This is a genomic window from Koromonas humicola (assembly GCF_059726255.1).
On record NZ_AP040873.1, the window covers coordinates 2,910,802 to 2,926,144 of the forward strand.

At 57.8% G+C, this 15,343-nt stretch carries 12 protein-coding genes and 1 pseudogene; 12 read left to right on the plus strand and 1 reads right to left on the minus strand.

Features of this window, described 5'->3' with window-relative positions; genetic code table 11:
• Positions 1–73 precede the first annotated feature (73 nt).
• Positions 74–1,051 (minus strand): ArdC family protein, encoded by a 978-nt coding sequence (locus tag AC6IZD_RS12660; protein ID WP_497783677.1) that lies wholly within the window; start codon positions 1,049–1,051, stop codon positions 74–76.
• A 449-nt stretch (positions 1,052–1,500) separates the two neighbouring features.
• On the opposite strand from AC6IZD_RS12660, the gene AC6IZD_RS12665 reads away from it, so the two are divergent.
• The 12 genes and pseudogenes from AC6IZD_RS12665 (at position 1,501) to AC6IZD_RS12720 (ending at position 14,885) form a co-directional block, all read left to right on the plus strand.
• Entirely contained in the window at positions 1,501–2,400 is a 900-nt protein-coding gene (locus AC6IZD_RS12665; RefSeq protein WP_497783678.1) for a hypothetical protein, read from the plus strand.
• 487 nt (positions 2,401–2,887) lie between these two features.
• Positions 2,888–3,397: a hypothetical protein gene (locus tag AC6IZD_RS12670; protein ID WP_497783679.1), complete on the plus strand. Its 510-nt coding sequence runs from the start codon at positions 2,888–2,890 to the stop codon at positions 3,395–3,397.
• 86 nt (positions 3,398–3,483) lie between these two features.
• Complete coding sequence (locus AC6IZD_RS12675; RefSeq protein WP_497783680.1) at positions 3,484–4,086, plus strand: type IV toxin-antitoxin system AbiEi family antitoxin domain-containing protein; 603 nt, start codon at positions 3,484–3,486, stop codon at positions 4,084–4,086.
• Positions 4,083–4,937 (plus strand): annotated as a pseudogene (locus tag AC6IZD_RS12680) (nucleotidyl transferase AbiEii/AbiGii toxin family protein). Before AC6IZD_RS12675 ends, AC6IZD_RS12680 begins: the two are co-directional and overlap by 4 nt.
• Positions 4,938–5,144: 207 nt before the next feature.
• Positions 5,145–5,348, plus strand: a complete 204-nt coding sequence (locus AC6IZD_RS12685) for a hypothetical protein (RefSeq protein ID WP_497783681.1) — start codon at positions 5,145–5,147, stop codon at positions 5,346–5,348.
• 149 nt (positions 5,349–5,497) lie between these two features.
• The gene (locus AC6IZD_RS12690; RefSeq protein ID WP_497783682.1) at positions 5,498–6,169 is read left to right on the plus strand and encodes a response regulator transcription factor; all 672 of its coding nucleotides are present in this window, start codon (positions 5,498–5,500) and stop codon (positions 6,167–6,169) included.
• Positions 6,170–7,588, plus strand: a complete 1,419-nt coding sequence (locus tag AC6IZD_RS12695; RefSeq protein WP_497783683.1) for an ATP-binding protein — start codon at positions 6,170–6,172, stop codon at positions 7,586–7,588. It begins immediately after the preceding gene.
• An 84-nt stretch (positions 7,589–7,672) separates the two neighbouring features.
• On the plus strand, positions 7,673–8,020 hold the full coding sequence (locus AC6IZD_RS12700) for a PepSY domain-containing protein (protein WP_497783684.1): 348 nt from the start codon (positions 7,673–7,675) through the stop codon (positions 8,018–8,020).
• 129 nt (positions 8,021–8,149) lie between these two features.
• Positions 8,150–9,436 carry a TolC family protein gene (locus AC6IZD_RS12705; RefSeq protein ID WP_497783685.1) on the plus strand — a complete coding sequence of 429 codons (1,287 nt, stop codon included), beginning with the start codon at positions 8,150–8,152 and terminating at the stop codon, positions 9,434–9,436.
• 1 nt (position 9,437) lies between these two features.
• A complete protein-coding gene (locus tag AC6IZD_RS12710; protein ID WP_497783686.1) occupies positions 9,438–10,718 on the plus strand; it encodes an efflux RND transporter periplasmic adaptor subunit in 1,281 nt (426 codons plus the stop codon).
• Between the two features lie 7 nt (positions 10,719–10,725).
• Complete coding sequence (locus tag AC6IZD_RS12715) at positions 10,726–13,872, plus strand: efflux RND transporter permease subunit (RefSeq protein ID WP_497783687.1); 3,147 nt, start codon at positions 10,726–10,728, stop codon at positions 13,870–13,872.
• Positions 13,873–13,880: 8 nt separating this feature from the next.
• Positions 13,881–14,885: a YncE family protein gene (locus tag AC6IZD_RS12720; protein ID WP_497783688.1), complete on the plus strand. Its 1,005-nt coding sequence runs from the start codon at positions 13,881–13,883 to the stop codon at positions 14,883–14,885.
• Positions 14,886–15,343 lie beyond the last annotated feature (458 nt).

Here is a 15,343-nt window from a genome sequence, read left to right on the forward strand (position 1 = left end):
AAGCTCCTTTCGAGCGGTTGAAGGGTGAAGGCGCACGGAGCGGAAAGAAGATCCGCTCCGCAGGGGGAGCGGACTAGCCGCGAATCGAGCTTTCCGCTGGAACGATGCGTTCTTCGGCTGCTTCCTCGGGGAGAATGGCTGCGAGGATTGCGCCAGAAGTGCGTTGAATGACTTCAAGACTCTCGGCCAATAGCGCCGCATTTCCGGCGTACATCTGGATGTAGTCCGAAGATGCGGTTCCCATCTCAAGGCCGATAGCCTGACCGACAATGAAGGCGACGGCTTCGGCTTCCGTCTCGCGCACGGTGGCCGTGGTCATGGTGCGGCGTTCGGTCTTGTGCAAGAGTTCGTGCGCAGTTTCGTGAACGAGCGTGGTAAATTCCTCGGCCTGAGACTGGCCGGGCAGAAGGGCGATTCGTCCGCCGTAGCTGACGCCAAGAGCGGGGGCAATCCTCTCGTTGAATTCGAGCGCGATATTCTGCGCGTTCAGGAAGTCAATCAGGCGTTCGCGGTGTGCGCCCACTTCGCCGTTGATGGTGTGCTCGAACTTGGGAAGCTCTGCGCCTTCGGTCTGCGCAAGGTCGAACACGTAAACGGCACGGAAGCCGATCAGGAAGGGCGCGGGCTTCGTCTCCTGATTGGGAGTGAACCCCTGCTCTGTGCCGTCCTTCTTGCGCCGCTTGGCAATCATGGGCGCGAGAATCTGAATACCTTTCTCGCCTTTCTTGACGAAACGGCCCAATTCCTTCCATGTCCCAAAGCCAGCCACACGGGTTGCTGTCGGGCGCTGCCGTGCGATGGCGAGAATGTTGCCAAAGCTGTAGCGGTGGAAGCGCGCCATGGCGGCGAGATAGGCGGTGAGTGTCTCGCTCTTGCCTGCTTCAAGCTGCTGAATCAGGAAGTCAACGGCTTGCTTGATAAGCTGCTGCGCGGGGTTTTCGCGGTCGGTCGTGCGCTGCTGATAGGGCGACTCGCTCGTGCTGCGGAGCGCCGCATTTTTCCTGTGCGGCGCGTTGTTGTTGGTGGTCGCTGCTGCGTTGGCGTAAGGCATCGTGTTCTCCTGATGGCCCGCATGGGGCGGATTTGAAGGAGGGCGTCTGCCTCAAACCAAATTTCTTTGTTTGAGTGCCCCCGCTTCATGGCTTTTTGCAACGGGCGGGGGCGGGAGGGTTCGGTCAAGGGCGCGTGCGGTTGGCGTTCATCGGAGCGAAGCGGAGATCCTTGACGGGTTCATCCCGCCCATGCGAGACCGTTGCCTGAAGCGGGAGCACTCGGGAACGAAGAAGAAATTAGGTCCCTTCCGCATCGTTTTCAAGGGGCGGCGTTGCGGGCAGGAACAGGCCCGCAGAGGTGGGGAGCGGAAGACGCCAGAATCACCGGCGGCTGAAGCGAGGGTAGGATGCCTCCTCCCTACTATTCACACGAGTGCGGAAAATATACTCTTGACGGAAAAGCACTACCCCGCTCTTGTTGTTGTAGGGCTGGAATAGGAGATTGCCATTGGTCAACCTATTGGAGTTACGAGAAGGTTGTCGCTTTGAATCTTTCTGCAAAGCATTGCTGGTCGAGAAATATGCGCGCTTTCAAGCGTTTTCGCCGCCGGACGGAGGTGTCGATGGCTACGACGAAGATTCAGAGACCGTCTTCCAGTTCTACTTTCCCGAACAAGCACCGCGAAAGGACAAGATTGTCGCAGATATTGGAAAGGCTCTGAATTCTGGGGGCCGCTTCAGAGCATGGGTGCTGATCCTTCCCAAAGACCCAAGCCCAAACCAAACGAAATGGGTACAGACAGCTTTTTCAGGAACCTCGATTCAGGCAACTGTATGGGGGAAGACGCAGATTGAGAAACTGCTACGGGACCATCCCGCTGTTCGTGATGCTTTCTTTCCCTCCGAGGTAAAGAAAGCTATCAGAAGTCTTGCGAAGGGTAAGAAGCCGTGTACTGGAGATGCCGAAGAATGGCAGGCGGTCAACGCAGAGGAGTGTGAAGAGCTGAGAGCACTCATGGAGCGTCTGGCGGAAGAAGGTGCGAAAAGAAAACGCCGTGAGGTGTCGCGCAGTGACTTTGGGCGTGAATACGGAGAGTTTAAGAGCCATTTCAGACTATCTTCTTATGACCGACTCAATCGGAATTTGATGGGCGACGCCAGGCAGTATCTTGAACAGAAGTTGTATGCACGTCGCCAGGGGGAACCGAAGTCAGCGCAGCGCAAGCGAAGGATTGATGGTATTCACGGTATCAAGCAAGCATTACGACTTTCCGAACTTGAATATCGTCGCGAGCTGGCGATTGCTGCTGGTGCTGACTCATTGAGAGAGATGAGCTTGGAACAATTGGAATCGGTGTTTCAGCACCTTAAGAAAAGGCAAAGGCTGCATGAATCGCAACGATCCTGATGTCCACTTTGTAATTCTATTACTCGCCAACCCCTCCAGGAGAGTTTCGACGGACGCTCTATGAATACGGATGGATCACATCTCAATGAAATCCGGGTCAAACTTGCGCGAGCTGAAAAGCATCTTGGTGATGTCCTAAGCGCGTTGGCGAACCACAAACGAGGCGAGGTTACGATTGCGATGGAGAAGGACGAAGCACTCCAGATGGCAGTTCAGCGAGTCCATCTGGTTCCTAATTTGTCGCCCGAAATAAGTGCAATCGCTGGGGACTTTTTCTCGAATGTTCGCGCCGTTCTAGATTACATCGTCTGGCAACTCGTTCTAAGCAATCCGCCCAACGAGCCGGGGCCAAGCAATCAATTTCCTGTCACAGATTCAGCCAAAGGGTTTTCAGATCAAGTCGATCGAAAGAGGTTACGAGGAGTTCCGGAAAAGGCAATAAGGTGACAAGGCGCTCCCCGATCTTGAACGATTCGACACGCTCGCGATGCGACTGAACTCGCTTAACGCGCAGCATACAGAAGAGCTGCACAGCTTTACTCAGACTTACGAAGACGAGCTTCATGGAATTCTCGACGTGTTTATGGACGTCATCATTGACGTCGTGGGCCAAATGGCTCAAGCAAAATATGGTGCAGGGCATCAGCTCAGTTCTGAGCAACGAAAAGAAGAGGGCCGGCAACTCCATAATCTTCTATTCACAGCGTTCAAAAGCGAACGAACCAAAGATGTAATGCCGACTCTTCACATTCTGGCGAGCATCCATGCGGCCATCAGGTGGAACCGGCAGCAGCAGTTCAAGGCGAACGACTTCTTCGACTTTCAGCACGCTGCTGCCGCCCTGGGATATTGCGATGCGTTCTTCACCGAGCGATCCTTGCGAGCACTCCTTACCGCCAGCCATATTGCTCTGGACCGAAGGTACACGTGCGTTGTCATTGCGAGCCCTGAGGAAGCAGTCTCCTACCTGCATGCAATACTGGACCCAATTGGCTAGTATCGATAGCTGGGTCGCTTGGAGGGCAACCCCCGTTGCGATTCTGACCAAGGTGCTACATAATAGGTCAAGAAAGTGGACCTATTATGAAAGTAGCAAACGAGCCGGAAAGAGAGCTGTATCGGATTGCGGAGGCCCAGGGTGGGTACTTCACGACCAAGCAGGCAGCTTCTCTGGGGTATGGCAGCAACAAGCGGGCTTACCATGTTCAGGCAGGCAACTGGCTCCGTGAGCACCGTGGCATTTATCGTCTAGCCCTCTTTCCAGAGCCGGAACGAGCTGATCTGATCCTGTGGTGGCTATGGTCTCGCGATCGTAGCGATGAGCCAACCGGGGTTTACAGCCACCTGACCGCCCTGAGTCTGCACGAGCTCACAGACGCAAATCCGTCACGTCTGGATATCACAGTTCCGCCTTCATTTCGGCGAGGAGTACCGGTCCCAAAGATCCTGCGCCTTCACTACGGTCAGGTCCCCGATGCGGAAAGGGAGAATCTGTTTGGCGTTCCTGTCACGAACGCCCTGCGCACGATTATCGATGTGTGGGAGGACGGGGCGCTTCCAAAGGCGACGCTGCGGCACGCGTTTCAGCAGGCGAGGTCAACCGGGAAGATCACGAGGAAGCAGGCAGCGGATCTACAGCATGATTCCAGGTTCGCGTCGGTTGCGCGGGATTTGAACGCATCATGAACGAGAAGAACAAATACGCGACTGGCGCTGCGCTGCGTGCAGCTCTTGAGGAGCGGCTGAAGCAAATTGCGAAGGCGGAGGGCACGGACCTGCAGAGATTGCGACGCCAGGTCGCCTTTGACCGTTTTCTTGCGCGGCTGTTCGACAGTGCCAACACACAATGGGTTCTCAAAGGTGGCTATGCGATGGAACTTCGTTTCCGTCTTGCTCGCGCCACAAAGGATCTCGATTTCACGGTGCGCACAACGTCTCCTTCATCGGAGGACGCGGTGCTCGACCATCTGCAAGAGGCTGGGCAACGCGACTTGAATGACTTCTTTTCTTTCCGAGTTGGCGCTCGCATGAAGGACCTCGACGGTGCACCGTATGGCGGCTCCCGGTATCCGGTGGATGCGATGATGGCGCAACGAACCTTTGCGTAGTTTCACCTGGATGTGGGAATCGGGGACGTGGTGCTTGATCCCTTGGAGCATATTCAGACACGAGATTGGTTCGGTTTCGCCGGGATTCCTCCAGCATCGGTGCCGACCATCCAAAGAGAACAGCAGTTCGCTGAAAAGCTACACGCCTACACGCTCCCTCGCGCAGGAGCAGTGAATAGTCGAGTTCGCGATCTGGTTGATATGGTTCTCCTGATACGGTCTGGTGCGCTGGATACAGCGGTTGTTGTCGAAGCAGTTCGACGAACTTTTGATCGCAGAGGAACCCACCCGCTTCCGACCACATTACAGCCGCCCCCACCCGATTGGGACAAACCGTTTCAAGCACTGGCTGAAGAATGCCAACTCGACCTTTCACTGGGCATGGCATTTGCGGAGCTATCGCAGTTCGTGGCAATAATGTTGCAATGATGCGGTCGAGTAGAAACGGGCAGTGTGTCCAGTCAGTCCGTATGTGGTTGCTGTAAAATGGCGTCCGTGCGGCTTATCAGCAGAATTCTGGTTCTTCTCGTCACCGTAGCAGCTCTGCAGGTTGTGGCGGATGCTCGAGAGGTTGAGGGTACCGTCCCGCTTGTGCGAGGGGTACGGCACCGGGTATATGGTTCCTTGAGGAATTCAGTGCTGATTGTCTCGAATGGTCAGGAACAACGAACCCTGATGGTTGATCGCCACGGTCGCTTTCACGCCGAACTGCCCGAAGGAAATTGGAGAGTAATCGATGTTGCTCCCGAGGACCGTAAGCGGGTACAGACTGGTCAGACATTCGAAGTTCCTTCCGGTCAGCACACCCTGAAGATCAGAATCCCAATGCGGCTACGCTGAAGCCCCTTCGTTCGGGTCACTCCCTCCTCGATAATCGATGCTCGTAGGTGAAGCTCCCACCTTTTTCTTTCTTTGCAGTTCCCGGTGCGTGCGAGGTTGCTTTCGTTGTCGTCAACAGCGGCTTATGCTATTCACATGCAGGGGGCACATTGCGCATCCTGATTATCGAAGACGAACGGAGACTGGCGGAGAACATCGCACGCGGCGTGCGAGAGAGCGCCGGTTACGCGGTGGATTGTGCCTTCGATGGTAAGGATGGCCTCTACATGGGCGAGTCGAACGCCTACGATCTGATCATGGTGGACCTGATGCTGCCGTATGTAGACGGATTGACGGTCGTCCGAAGCTTGCGCGCGAACGGTTCTACCGTTCCCATTCTTGTACTGACGGCTCGCGACGAAAAGGAATCTGTCGTAAGGCTGCTCAACGCCGGCGCCGATGATTACGTCACCAAGCCCTTCGACCTAGGAGAACTAATCGCTCGGGCCAAGGCACTGATCCGGCGGGGTAAGGGCAAAAGCGATGCCGTGCTTCGGTTTCAGGACGTCGAGATCAACGTCGCGAACCGCGCGGTCACCCGCGGGGGGTCGCCAGTTCTTCTGACCGCGATGGAGTACCGAGTACTGGAATATCTTGCCTATCGACATGGTGCAGTAGTCTCCAAGTCTGAGTTGCTGGAACATCTCTATGATTTCAACTGGGAGAAATTCAGCAACGTCATTGAAGTCTATGTTTCTGGACTGCGCCGTAAGCTGGGAGATGCCGGTAACGAGAAACTGATTGAAACGCTGCGTGGGCAGGGTTACGTCTTGCGAGGATAAGTGCGGGATACTTCGATACGACGGCGATTGCTTACGGCCGTGCTGGTTACCCAAGTCCTGCTGACAGTAGGGCTGGTGCTGATCGCTGTTACCCTCACGCGCCGACAACTGCGAACCGCATTCGATGCCGGACTGCATGGCCGTGCGATGAGCGTTGCCGCACTGGTGCGCTATTCCGAAGAAGCGGCACCCATGCTGGTATTCGATCAGGAGATGGTTCCGCCTCCGCTCGACCGACAACATCCCGACCTGTATCGCATACTCGATCCAAACGGAAAAGTACTGGCTATCTCGCCGAATTGGCCGGCCGGATTTGATCCTGCTCCAAGGCAGGGTCGCGAGTACTGGAACTTTCGCGTAAATGGAGAAAGCTACAGGGCACTGCGCCTGGCAAACGTCCCTGTGCTGGACCGGGAGAGCACCGATCCGGGAACGAGTGCGACCCTGACAGTCGTCTATGCGGCGCCTACCGAGGAATTGCATGAATCAGTCTGGCGTGTGGAAGTGCTGTTCGGCGGAGCTAGCTTGGTGCTGCTTGTCGTTGCGACTTTCGCAGCGGTGTGGGCCATCGGGCGCGGGTTGTCTCCGCTAGCCACGCTCGCTAGGAGCGCTGCCAAGGTCTCGTCGTCGAATTGGGAGTTGCGTGCCCCTCCAGAATCCCTTCAAACAGCCGAGTTGGCTCCGCTGACGCAGGCGATGACCGCAATGCTGGCGAACTTGCAGCAGGCGTTCACGTCGCAACGGGAGTTCCTGGCAGATGCGGCTCATGAACTGAAGACGCCCGTGGCGATCCTGAAATCTACGCTCCAGTCGCTGGTGCAGCGGTCGCGGACCGCTGACGAATATCGCGCCGGCGTCGAAGCCGCTCTCGAAGACACTACGCGTCTCGAGACACTCGTGCACTCGATGTTGCGGCTGGCGCGGGCCGAGCAGAGGGCGACTGGAAATCTGCGGCGCGACCTGGAAGAAATCGATCTGACGTCGACTTGCGAGATGTCGATCGCGCACGTGCGAAAGATCGCGGAGGCTCGCGGCATCCAGCTGGAGCTTTGTCGTGACGGCGAGCCGAAACTGCGGGCTGACGCCGAGGACATGGAATTGGTGTGGGGAAATCTGCTGGGCAACGCCATCCAGTACAGTCCCGCTCATTCGACGGTTTGCATGACCATCGGCCGTGACGGCGACTACGCCGATGTCGCCATCAAAGATGAAGGGCCGGGGATTCCGCCGGAACAGGTCGAGCGAATCTTCGACCGATTCCACCGCGCAGATACGTCGCGCGCCCGGAGCACGGGAGGGTATGGTCTCGGACTCGCAATTTCCAAGGCGATCGTCGAAGCTTATGGCGGAAGCATCACGGTCAAGACTGCGGCTGGAAATGGTACGACCATGATCGTCCGTTTGCCGCTGCATTCCTGATTTCAGGGTGGCTTAAGCTGCCGTTTTTTACCTTGGGGGCGTCGTTCAACACAGGAAGGTAGGACCCTTCCGAAAGGACGCCTCATGAACCGTTACTTCGTAGCATTGACCTCCATCACGTTGCTTCTCGTCACCACAGGCTGGGCGCAAAAGTGCAAGCGGTCCGATCTCCAGAAGCAAGCAATTGTGACTGAAGCACAAGCGACCAAGACCGCGCTTGATCGTGTTCCGAATGGCACGATCAGGGAGTGTGAATTGGAGAAGGAAAAGGGGAAATTGGTTTGGTCTTTCGACATCTCCCAACCCAGCACCAAAGACATCACAGAGGTTCAGGTGGATGCCAAGACGGGAAAAGTCGTTTCCGTAGAGACGGAGTCAGCGGCGGCGGAAGCGGCGGAAAAGAGTAAGGAGGCACCCAAGCCGAAGAAGTAACGACAGCATCGGCACGACACTGCGGTTGGGAGCGGCAACGCCGTCGCCGCTCCCAACCGCTCGAAGCAAATTCAGTTTCGCTTAAGGTTTCTCGTACTATCGTCATAACAGCGAAGTGTGAGGCCAAAAGTGAAGCTACGCTGCTTATCCCCGATCGTTGTGGTCAGCATTTCTGTGTTGTCCTGGTGCCAGACCGCGCGTCCAACCATCACGTTTCAAGACGCATTGCAGAGGGCGAAGGCAAACAGCGTCCAGTTCCGAGCGGCCATCACTGAGGCCGGACTCGCGCGCGAAGACCGCGTGCAGGCGCGCGCTGCTCTGCTGCCGAATGTGAGCTACACCACGGGCGCAATCTACACTCAGTCCACACGGGAGAACTCTCCGCGCTTCATCGCCGCCAACGGCGTGCGCGAGTACATCAGCCAAGGCAATACGCACGAGAGCATTGGCTTCACGACCGTGGCCGATTATCGCCGTGCTCATGCCGCAGAAGCGCTTGCGAAAGCGAAGGCCGAAATCGCCACGCGAGGGCTGGTTCTCACCGTGACCCAGAGCTATTACGGCGCAATCGCCTCCCAACGAAAGAGGGCGAACGCCGAGCAGGCCGCCGCCGAGGCGCAACGCTTCCTCACCATCAGCCAGCAGTTGGAAAAGGGGGGCGAGGTCGCCCACTCCGACGTGATCAAGGCGCAGCTTCAGGCCAATGATCGTCAGCGCGATCTGCAGGAAGCACGACTAGCGGAAGAGAAAACGCGCCTGGATCTGGCGGTGCTCGTGTTCCCGGTTTATACCGAAGAGTTTGAACTGGTAGACGACCTCCGATTTGCCGCACCGCTTCCACAGTTCGCCGAAGCCCAGGGACTGGCAGCGAAGAACAACCCTGAACTGAAGGCGGCACTCGCAACCGTGCAGGTCGCGTCCAACGAACTCCAGGCGGCCATTGGCGGTCACCTGCCAACACTAACGCTGGACTACTTCTACGGCATCGACGCTCCGAACTACGCAACACGCACCGATGGAGTCCGCAATCTGGGATATCAGCTCTCCGCGACTTTGCAGCTGCCCATCTTCAACTGGGGCGCGACGCAGAGCAAGGTTCGCCAAGCGCAGTTGCAACGCAAGCAGGCGCAGGTGGAAATGAGCGCCGCGCAAAGGCAGGCCGTGGCCGACCTGCGGCTGTTCTACTCGGAAGCTTCGGCCGCCAAGGATCAGATCGAAACTCTGCGCCAATCTGCCGATCTCGCGGCAGAAAGCCTGCGCCTTACGACGCTTCGCTATCAGGCAGGCGAAGCGACGGTGCTTGAGGTGGTGGACGCGCAAAACACCCTGACCCTGGCCCGCAACAATTTCGACGACGGTGAAGTTCGCTATCGAGTCGCGCTCGCTAATCTGCAGACACTGACAGGTACTTTCTAGGATGAACATTCAAAGCCGTACACGAATCTCGATCATTGCTGGTGTCGTTGTTGTAAGCGCGGCAGCCATCGCCTACATCTCGCGTTCGAAGGAAGCGCCGGCACCCGAGCCGGTTGTAGCGGTCCAAATGGCGAAGGCGGAACGCAAGTCGATCGAACAGGTGATCTCGACCGAGGCCATCCTGTTCCCGCGAAATCAGGCGGCAATCACGCCCAAAATCGCCGCGCCTGTCCGCAAGTTCTACGTTAATCGCGGTTCGCGCGTTCAGGCCGGACAACTCCTAGGCGTTCTGGAGAACAGCGATCTCGCCGCCGCTGTCACCGAGAACAAGGGCGCCTACGAACAGGCGCAAGCGACTTACGAAACTACCACCGGAGCAAGTCTGCCCGAGGACATGCAGAAGGCCGAACTCGATTTGAAAACGGCGCAGCAAGCCCTCGACGCCGAGCAGAAACTCTACGACAGCCGACAACTTTTGTTCAAAGAAGGAGCGCTCCCCCGCAAAGAACTCGACCAAGCGGCAGTGTCGCTAGTGCAGGCCAAGGCGCAATACCAGCTTGCCGAACATCATCTCGCGGCAGCGCAGGCCATTGGCAAGCCTCAAACCCTCAAATCCGCAGCCGGGCAACTTAGTTCGGCGAAGGGCAAATTCGAGGGCGCCGCAGCACAACTGAACTATTCCGAAATCCGCAGTCCGATCGACGGTGTAGTAACCGATCGCCCAGTCTATCCGGGAGAAACGCCGGCTGCGGGCACGCCGTTGCTCACGATCATGGACACATCGTCGGTGATCGCCAAGGCGCACATCCCGCAGGAAGAGGCCGCCGCGCTGCACGTAGGTGACGCGGCAACGATCATCGCCCCTGGCGAAGTAAAGGCCGAAGGAAAAGTAGCGCTGGTCAGCCCGGCCCTCGACCCGAACAGCACGACCGTCGAAATATGGATCGAGGCTCCAAATCCGCACGCGACGCTGCGCCCTGGCACTACGGTTCAAGTCCAGATGGTGGCGCGCGTCGAGAAGGATGCGCTCACGATTCCGGCTTCCGCACTTCTTAAGAGCCCCGAAGGTGCGACCAGGGTGATGGTGGTTGGCGGTGATGGTCTTGCCCACCAGCGCGAAGTGCAGACCGGCATTCGCGACGCGAACGACGTTCAGATCACAAAGGGACTGGACGCGGGCGAAACCATCGTCGCGACCGGGGCATACGGGCTTCCGGACAAGACCCACGTGAAACAGGGTGAGGCCCCCGCGGCGGCTAAGCCGGAAGCGGAAAAGGAGTGACGAGCGAATGAGCTTCCGATCACTGCTGGACCGAGTCCGAACCTTCGGCGCGCAGGATGAACGCTACTGGTACACGCGCTACGCAAAATCGCTCGTCTTCCTCATCGTCATACTCGCGTGCGTTGGCGCTTATCTTGCGTTCACCATACCGGTGTCCGTTTTTCCCACCACGGATTTCCCCCGCGTGGTGATCGGCGTGGACAACGGCGTGATGCCCATCGATCAGATGACGGTCACGATCACCCGCCCGATCGAAGAAGCCGTGAACAGCGTCCCCGGGCTTCGGGACGTGCGCTCAATCACCAGTCGCGGTTCCGCCGAAGTCGATCTCTTCTTCGATTGGCACGTGGACATGGTGCAGACGTTGCAACTGGTTGACGCCGCACTCTCCCGCGTCCGCACAACTCTTCCGGCGACCGCGAACGTCGAGACGCATCGCCTGACTTTCGCCAGCTTCCCCATCATCGGCTACAGTCTGACCTCGGACACAATGCCCCAGACGCAGCTCTGGGAAATGGCGACCTACGATCTCAAGCCGCGCCTCAATCGTCTGAATGGCGTCGCCACGGTGGTCGTGCAAGGAGGGCAGGAGCCCGAGTTTCATATCACGCCCGATCCGGCGAAACTTCTCGCGGCAAACGTCACGGTCACCGACATCCTCGATTCGGTGAAGCGCACCAACCTGATCGATTCGCCCGGATTGCTGGAGCAGAACCATCAGCTCTACCTGGGGCTCATCAACGGACAGGCTCGCGATCCAGAGCAAATCGGACAGATCGTCGTCAAGAACACGCAGGCGGGCATCCCCGTTCGCATCGTTGATGTCGCGACAGTCACGCCGGGAGTCAAGCCTGTCTATACCATCGTCACGGCAAACGGCAAGCCAGCTGTGCTGCTCAACATCAGCCGTCAGCCCGACAGCAACACGGTCGATGTCGCCAAAGAAGTGCACGCGGAAATCGAGCGCATCCGCGCCTCGCTTCCACCCGGCATCAAGCTGCAGCCTTTCTATGATCAATCGGAACTGGTGAGCGAGTCGATCAAGAGTGTGCGCGATGCCATCCTGATCGGGTTGATCCTGGCCTCGGTCATCATGGTGCTCTTCCTGCGCGACTGGGGCACGTCCGTCGTCGCGGCATTGGTGATTCCGGTCACGGTGCTGGTGACGTTCATCGCGCTTAAGCTGCTTGGCGAGAGCTTCAATCTGATGACGCTTGGCGGGCTGGCCGCAGCGGTGGGACTCGTCATCGACGACGCCATCGTGGTCGTCGAGAATATCGCGCTTCACCGCGAAGCCGGTCAAGGACGTCTCGAAGCCATCCGCAGCGCACTCTCGGAAATTACGCCGCCCTTGATCGGATCGACGATAACACCCATCGTCGTCTTCCTGCCGCTCATTGCCGTAACCGGTGTCACCGGACTCTTCTTCCGCGCGCTGGCCATTACCGTGGCGGTCTCGCTGCTGACCTCGCTTATCCTTGCCTTGACCTGGACACCGACGCTAAGCCAGTACTTCATTCGCAAGGGACACGAATTAGAGCAGGGCGCCAACTCACAAGACGCCGCGCACCTGCTTGCCGCCGAAGAGGCCACACTCGGCGGAAGATTCCGCAAGCTACTCGACTTTTACGAAGGCTGGCTGCGCTTCGCCCTGGAGCGTCCACGGTGGATCGCGCTGTTCAGTGCCGTCCTTGTTATCGCGTCTTTTGCCTGTTACAAGGCGCTGGGTTCCGACCTGATGCCGGAGATCGATGAAGGCGGCTTCATTCTCGACTACCTCACCCCGGCCGGCACCTCGCTGCAGGAAACGAATCAGATCGTCGGGCATCTGGAACAGATGATTCGCGAGGTTCCGGATGTCGAATCTGCATCGCGGCGAACCGGTCTGCAACTCGGCCTTGCTGCCGTCACGGAAGCCAATAGCGGTGACATTGCCGTCAAGCTGAAGAAGAATCGCAGACAATCAACCGAGGAAATCGTCTCGGATCTCCGGGCCCGTATTGCGAAGGAAGAGCCGCGCGCCGAAGTCGAGTTCATTCAAATCCTGCAGGACATGATCGGAGATCTGTCCAACGCGCCCGAACCGGTCCAGATTAAGCTGTTCTCCAACGACGCCGCCGCGCTCGAGCAGTGGGCTCCGCGTGTCGCCACCGAGATTGAAAAGATCAAGGGCGTGGTCGATCTCAAGAACGGCATCGAGAATACGATCAGCGGTCCAGCCACAGTCTTTCAAGTGAATCCGACCACCGCGGCTCGCGCTGGATTTTCGCCGGCCGAAGTGGCAACGGATTCTGCAGCCATTCTCGAAGGCGAACCTGCCGAGACGCCCGTGATCGCCAACGACCGCGCCTATACGATTCGCGTGCGTTTCCCTGAGGCGAACCGTGCCTCGCTTGCCGCGATGAGCAACACGCTTCTGGTCAGCAGTGCCGGGCATACGGCCACGCTGGGCTCGCTGGCGTCGGTTACGGAACTGCCTGGTCAGACCGAGATCCGTCGCGAGAACTTGCAGCGTGACGTCGTTGTCACTGCGCGCCTGGAAGGCCGCGATCTCGGCAGTGCCATCGCAGCCGTACAGAAGGCCGTCAATGATCTTCATTTGCCACCCTCGATTCGCGTGGTTTACGGCGGCACCTACGAAGAGCAGCAGAAGTCTTTCCATGACCTGATGTTCGTGCTCGTGCTGGCGATCGTTCTCGTCTTTGTGGTACTGCTCTTCGAGTTCCGAACCTTTGCCGCACCGCTGGCGATCCTCGCGTCGGCTTTGCTCTCCACCTCGGGCGTGCTGCTGGCGCTTCTGATCACCGGCACGACATTCAACATCTCCTCCTTCATGGGCCTCATCATGGTGATCGGCATCGTCGCCAAGAACGGCATCCTGCTGCTCGATGCCGATCAGAAATTCCGCGCGCTCGGATACTCGCCGCACGACGCCATGATCCAGGCAGGTCGCCGACGCCTGCGCCCAATCGCCATGACCGCCTTGGCAGCGATCGCCGGCATGTTGCCGCTCGCGCTCGCACTCGGCGCCGGGTCCCAGATGCTGCAACCTCTTGCCATTGCCGTAATCGGCGGCATCACCATTTCGATGGTGCTGTCCTTGATCATCACTCCCGCTGTTCATTTCTACCTCAGCCATGCTGAAGGAAGGTGAAGTCCCAAATGAAGAGATCGGTCGTTTGCATTGTTGCAGTTCTCATCGCACTGACGGCGGTTTTATCCGCGCAGAACGCTACTTACAAGCAAGTCGCGAAGTTTACGATTGGCGGTGAGGGCGGCTGGGACTACATCACCTACGAACCCGAAACCAATCGCCTGTTCATCGGCCACAACAGCGCTATCTATGTTGTGGACGCAGCGACCGGCAAGAAACTGGGAGAAGTCCCCGCCGCCGGGGCACACGGAGCAGCCATTGCTGCCGAAAAGGGCCTCGGCTTCAGTTCCAACGGCCGTGCCGGAACCGTGACGGTATTCGATGCCAAGACGCTTGCGCCCAAGACAGACATCAAGGTCGGCGAAAATCCCGATGCCATCATTTACGACAAACACTCGAAGAAAGTGATCGTCATGAACGGCCGTAGCAAGGACCTGATGGCGATCGATCCCGACACGCTCAAAGTTGTCGCAACCGTTCCGCTGGGCGGCAAACTCGAATTTGCCGCCGCCGACAGCGGCCACGTGTACGTCAATGTTGAAGACACGGGCGAGATTGCCGTGGTTGATTCCAAGACCTGGAAGCCAACCGAGCGATGGAAACTCCAAGGCTGCGAAGAACCGTCCGGCCTCGCTATAGACGACAAAGCAGGACATCTGTTCTCGGTGTGCGGCAACAGCAAGATGATGATCGTCGATACAAAGACGGGCAGAACCATCGCGACCCTTTCGACGGGAAATGGCACCGATGGCGTCGCCTTCGATCCCGCTGCCGGTCTTGCCTTCTCGTCCAACGGCGAAGGAACGATGACAATCGTCCGCGCCGCCAAGGGTGGGAAGTACGAAGTGGCGGCAAACGTCCCGACCGCGCGTGGTGCTCGTACCGTCACCGTCGATCCAAAGAGCCACCGCGTCTATTTGCCAACGGCTGAGTTCGGTCCGCCAGCAGAGGGACAGAAGCGACCCAGCATCAAGGCGGGAACGTTCACGGTTCTCGTGTACGCGCCGGAATAGAAGTGAATCCCTCTAGCTGCGCACAGGACTAGACGATCCCGTACCTTGATCTCGACCGGGTGTGGATTGTGCACTACAGCTCAAAACAGCACGATGATAGCGCTCCTCGGGTTCTTCCTTTCGCAACATGGAGGGACTCTAGCAATGGAAGGCGCTGAACGGAGAAACTAGAAAATGCGTGACGCACATCCGCAGTTTTTGCACGTTAACAAAGCGGACGTGATCACGCATTTCATTTTTTCAGATTCGCAATTGTCGATTTCTGAAAGAATCTGGGAATCGTATCGATGACACGGAAAGGCGTGGGGGCAACACCTGGGGCAACAAAAAGCGAACAAAAGGCGAATTGCTCAATATTTACAATAGCCTAGAGATACCCCCTTGTGCCCGGTAGCGCTGCCAGCTAATCTGAGTTTCTTCGGTTTCCATCTCGACGCGACCATCATCGCTTCAACGCA

What these genes read in the sequence shown, in the direction of transcription:
- AC6IZD_RS12660 (WP_497783677.1), bottom strand. Translation starts at nt 1,051, where the DNA reads ATGCCTTACGCCAACGCAGCAGCGACCACCAACAACAACGCGCCGCAC.
- AC6IZD_RS12670 (WP_497783679.1), top strand. Translation starts at nt 2,888, where the DNA reads ATGCGACTGAACTCGCTTAACGCGCAGCATACAGAAGAGCTGCACAGC.
- AC6IZD_RS12675 (WP_497783680.1), top strand. Translation starts at nt 3,484, where the DNA reads ATGAAAGTAGCAAACGAGCCGGAAAGAGAGCTGTATCGGATTGCGGAG.
- AC6IZD_RS12700 (WP_497783684.1), top strand. Translation starts at nt 7,673, where the DNA reads ATGAACCGTTACTTCGTAGCATTGACCTCCATCACGTTGCTTCTCGTC.
- AC6IZD_RS12710 (WP_497783686.1), top strand. Translation starts at nt 9,438, where the DNA reads ATGAACATTCAAAGCCGTACACGAATCTCGATCATTGCTGGTGTCGTT.
- AC6IZD_RS12715 (WP_497783687.1), top strand. Translation starts at nt 10,726, where the DNA reads ATGAGCTTCCGATCACTGCTGGACCGAGTCCGAACCTTCGGCGCGCAG.
- AC6IZD_RS12720 (WP_497783688.1), top strand. Translation starts at nt 13,881, where the DNA reads ATGAAGAGATCGGTCGTTTGCATTGTTGCAGTTCTCATCGCACTGACG.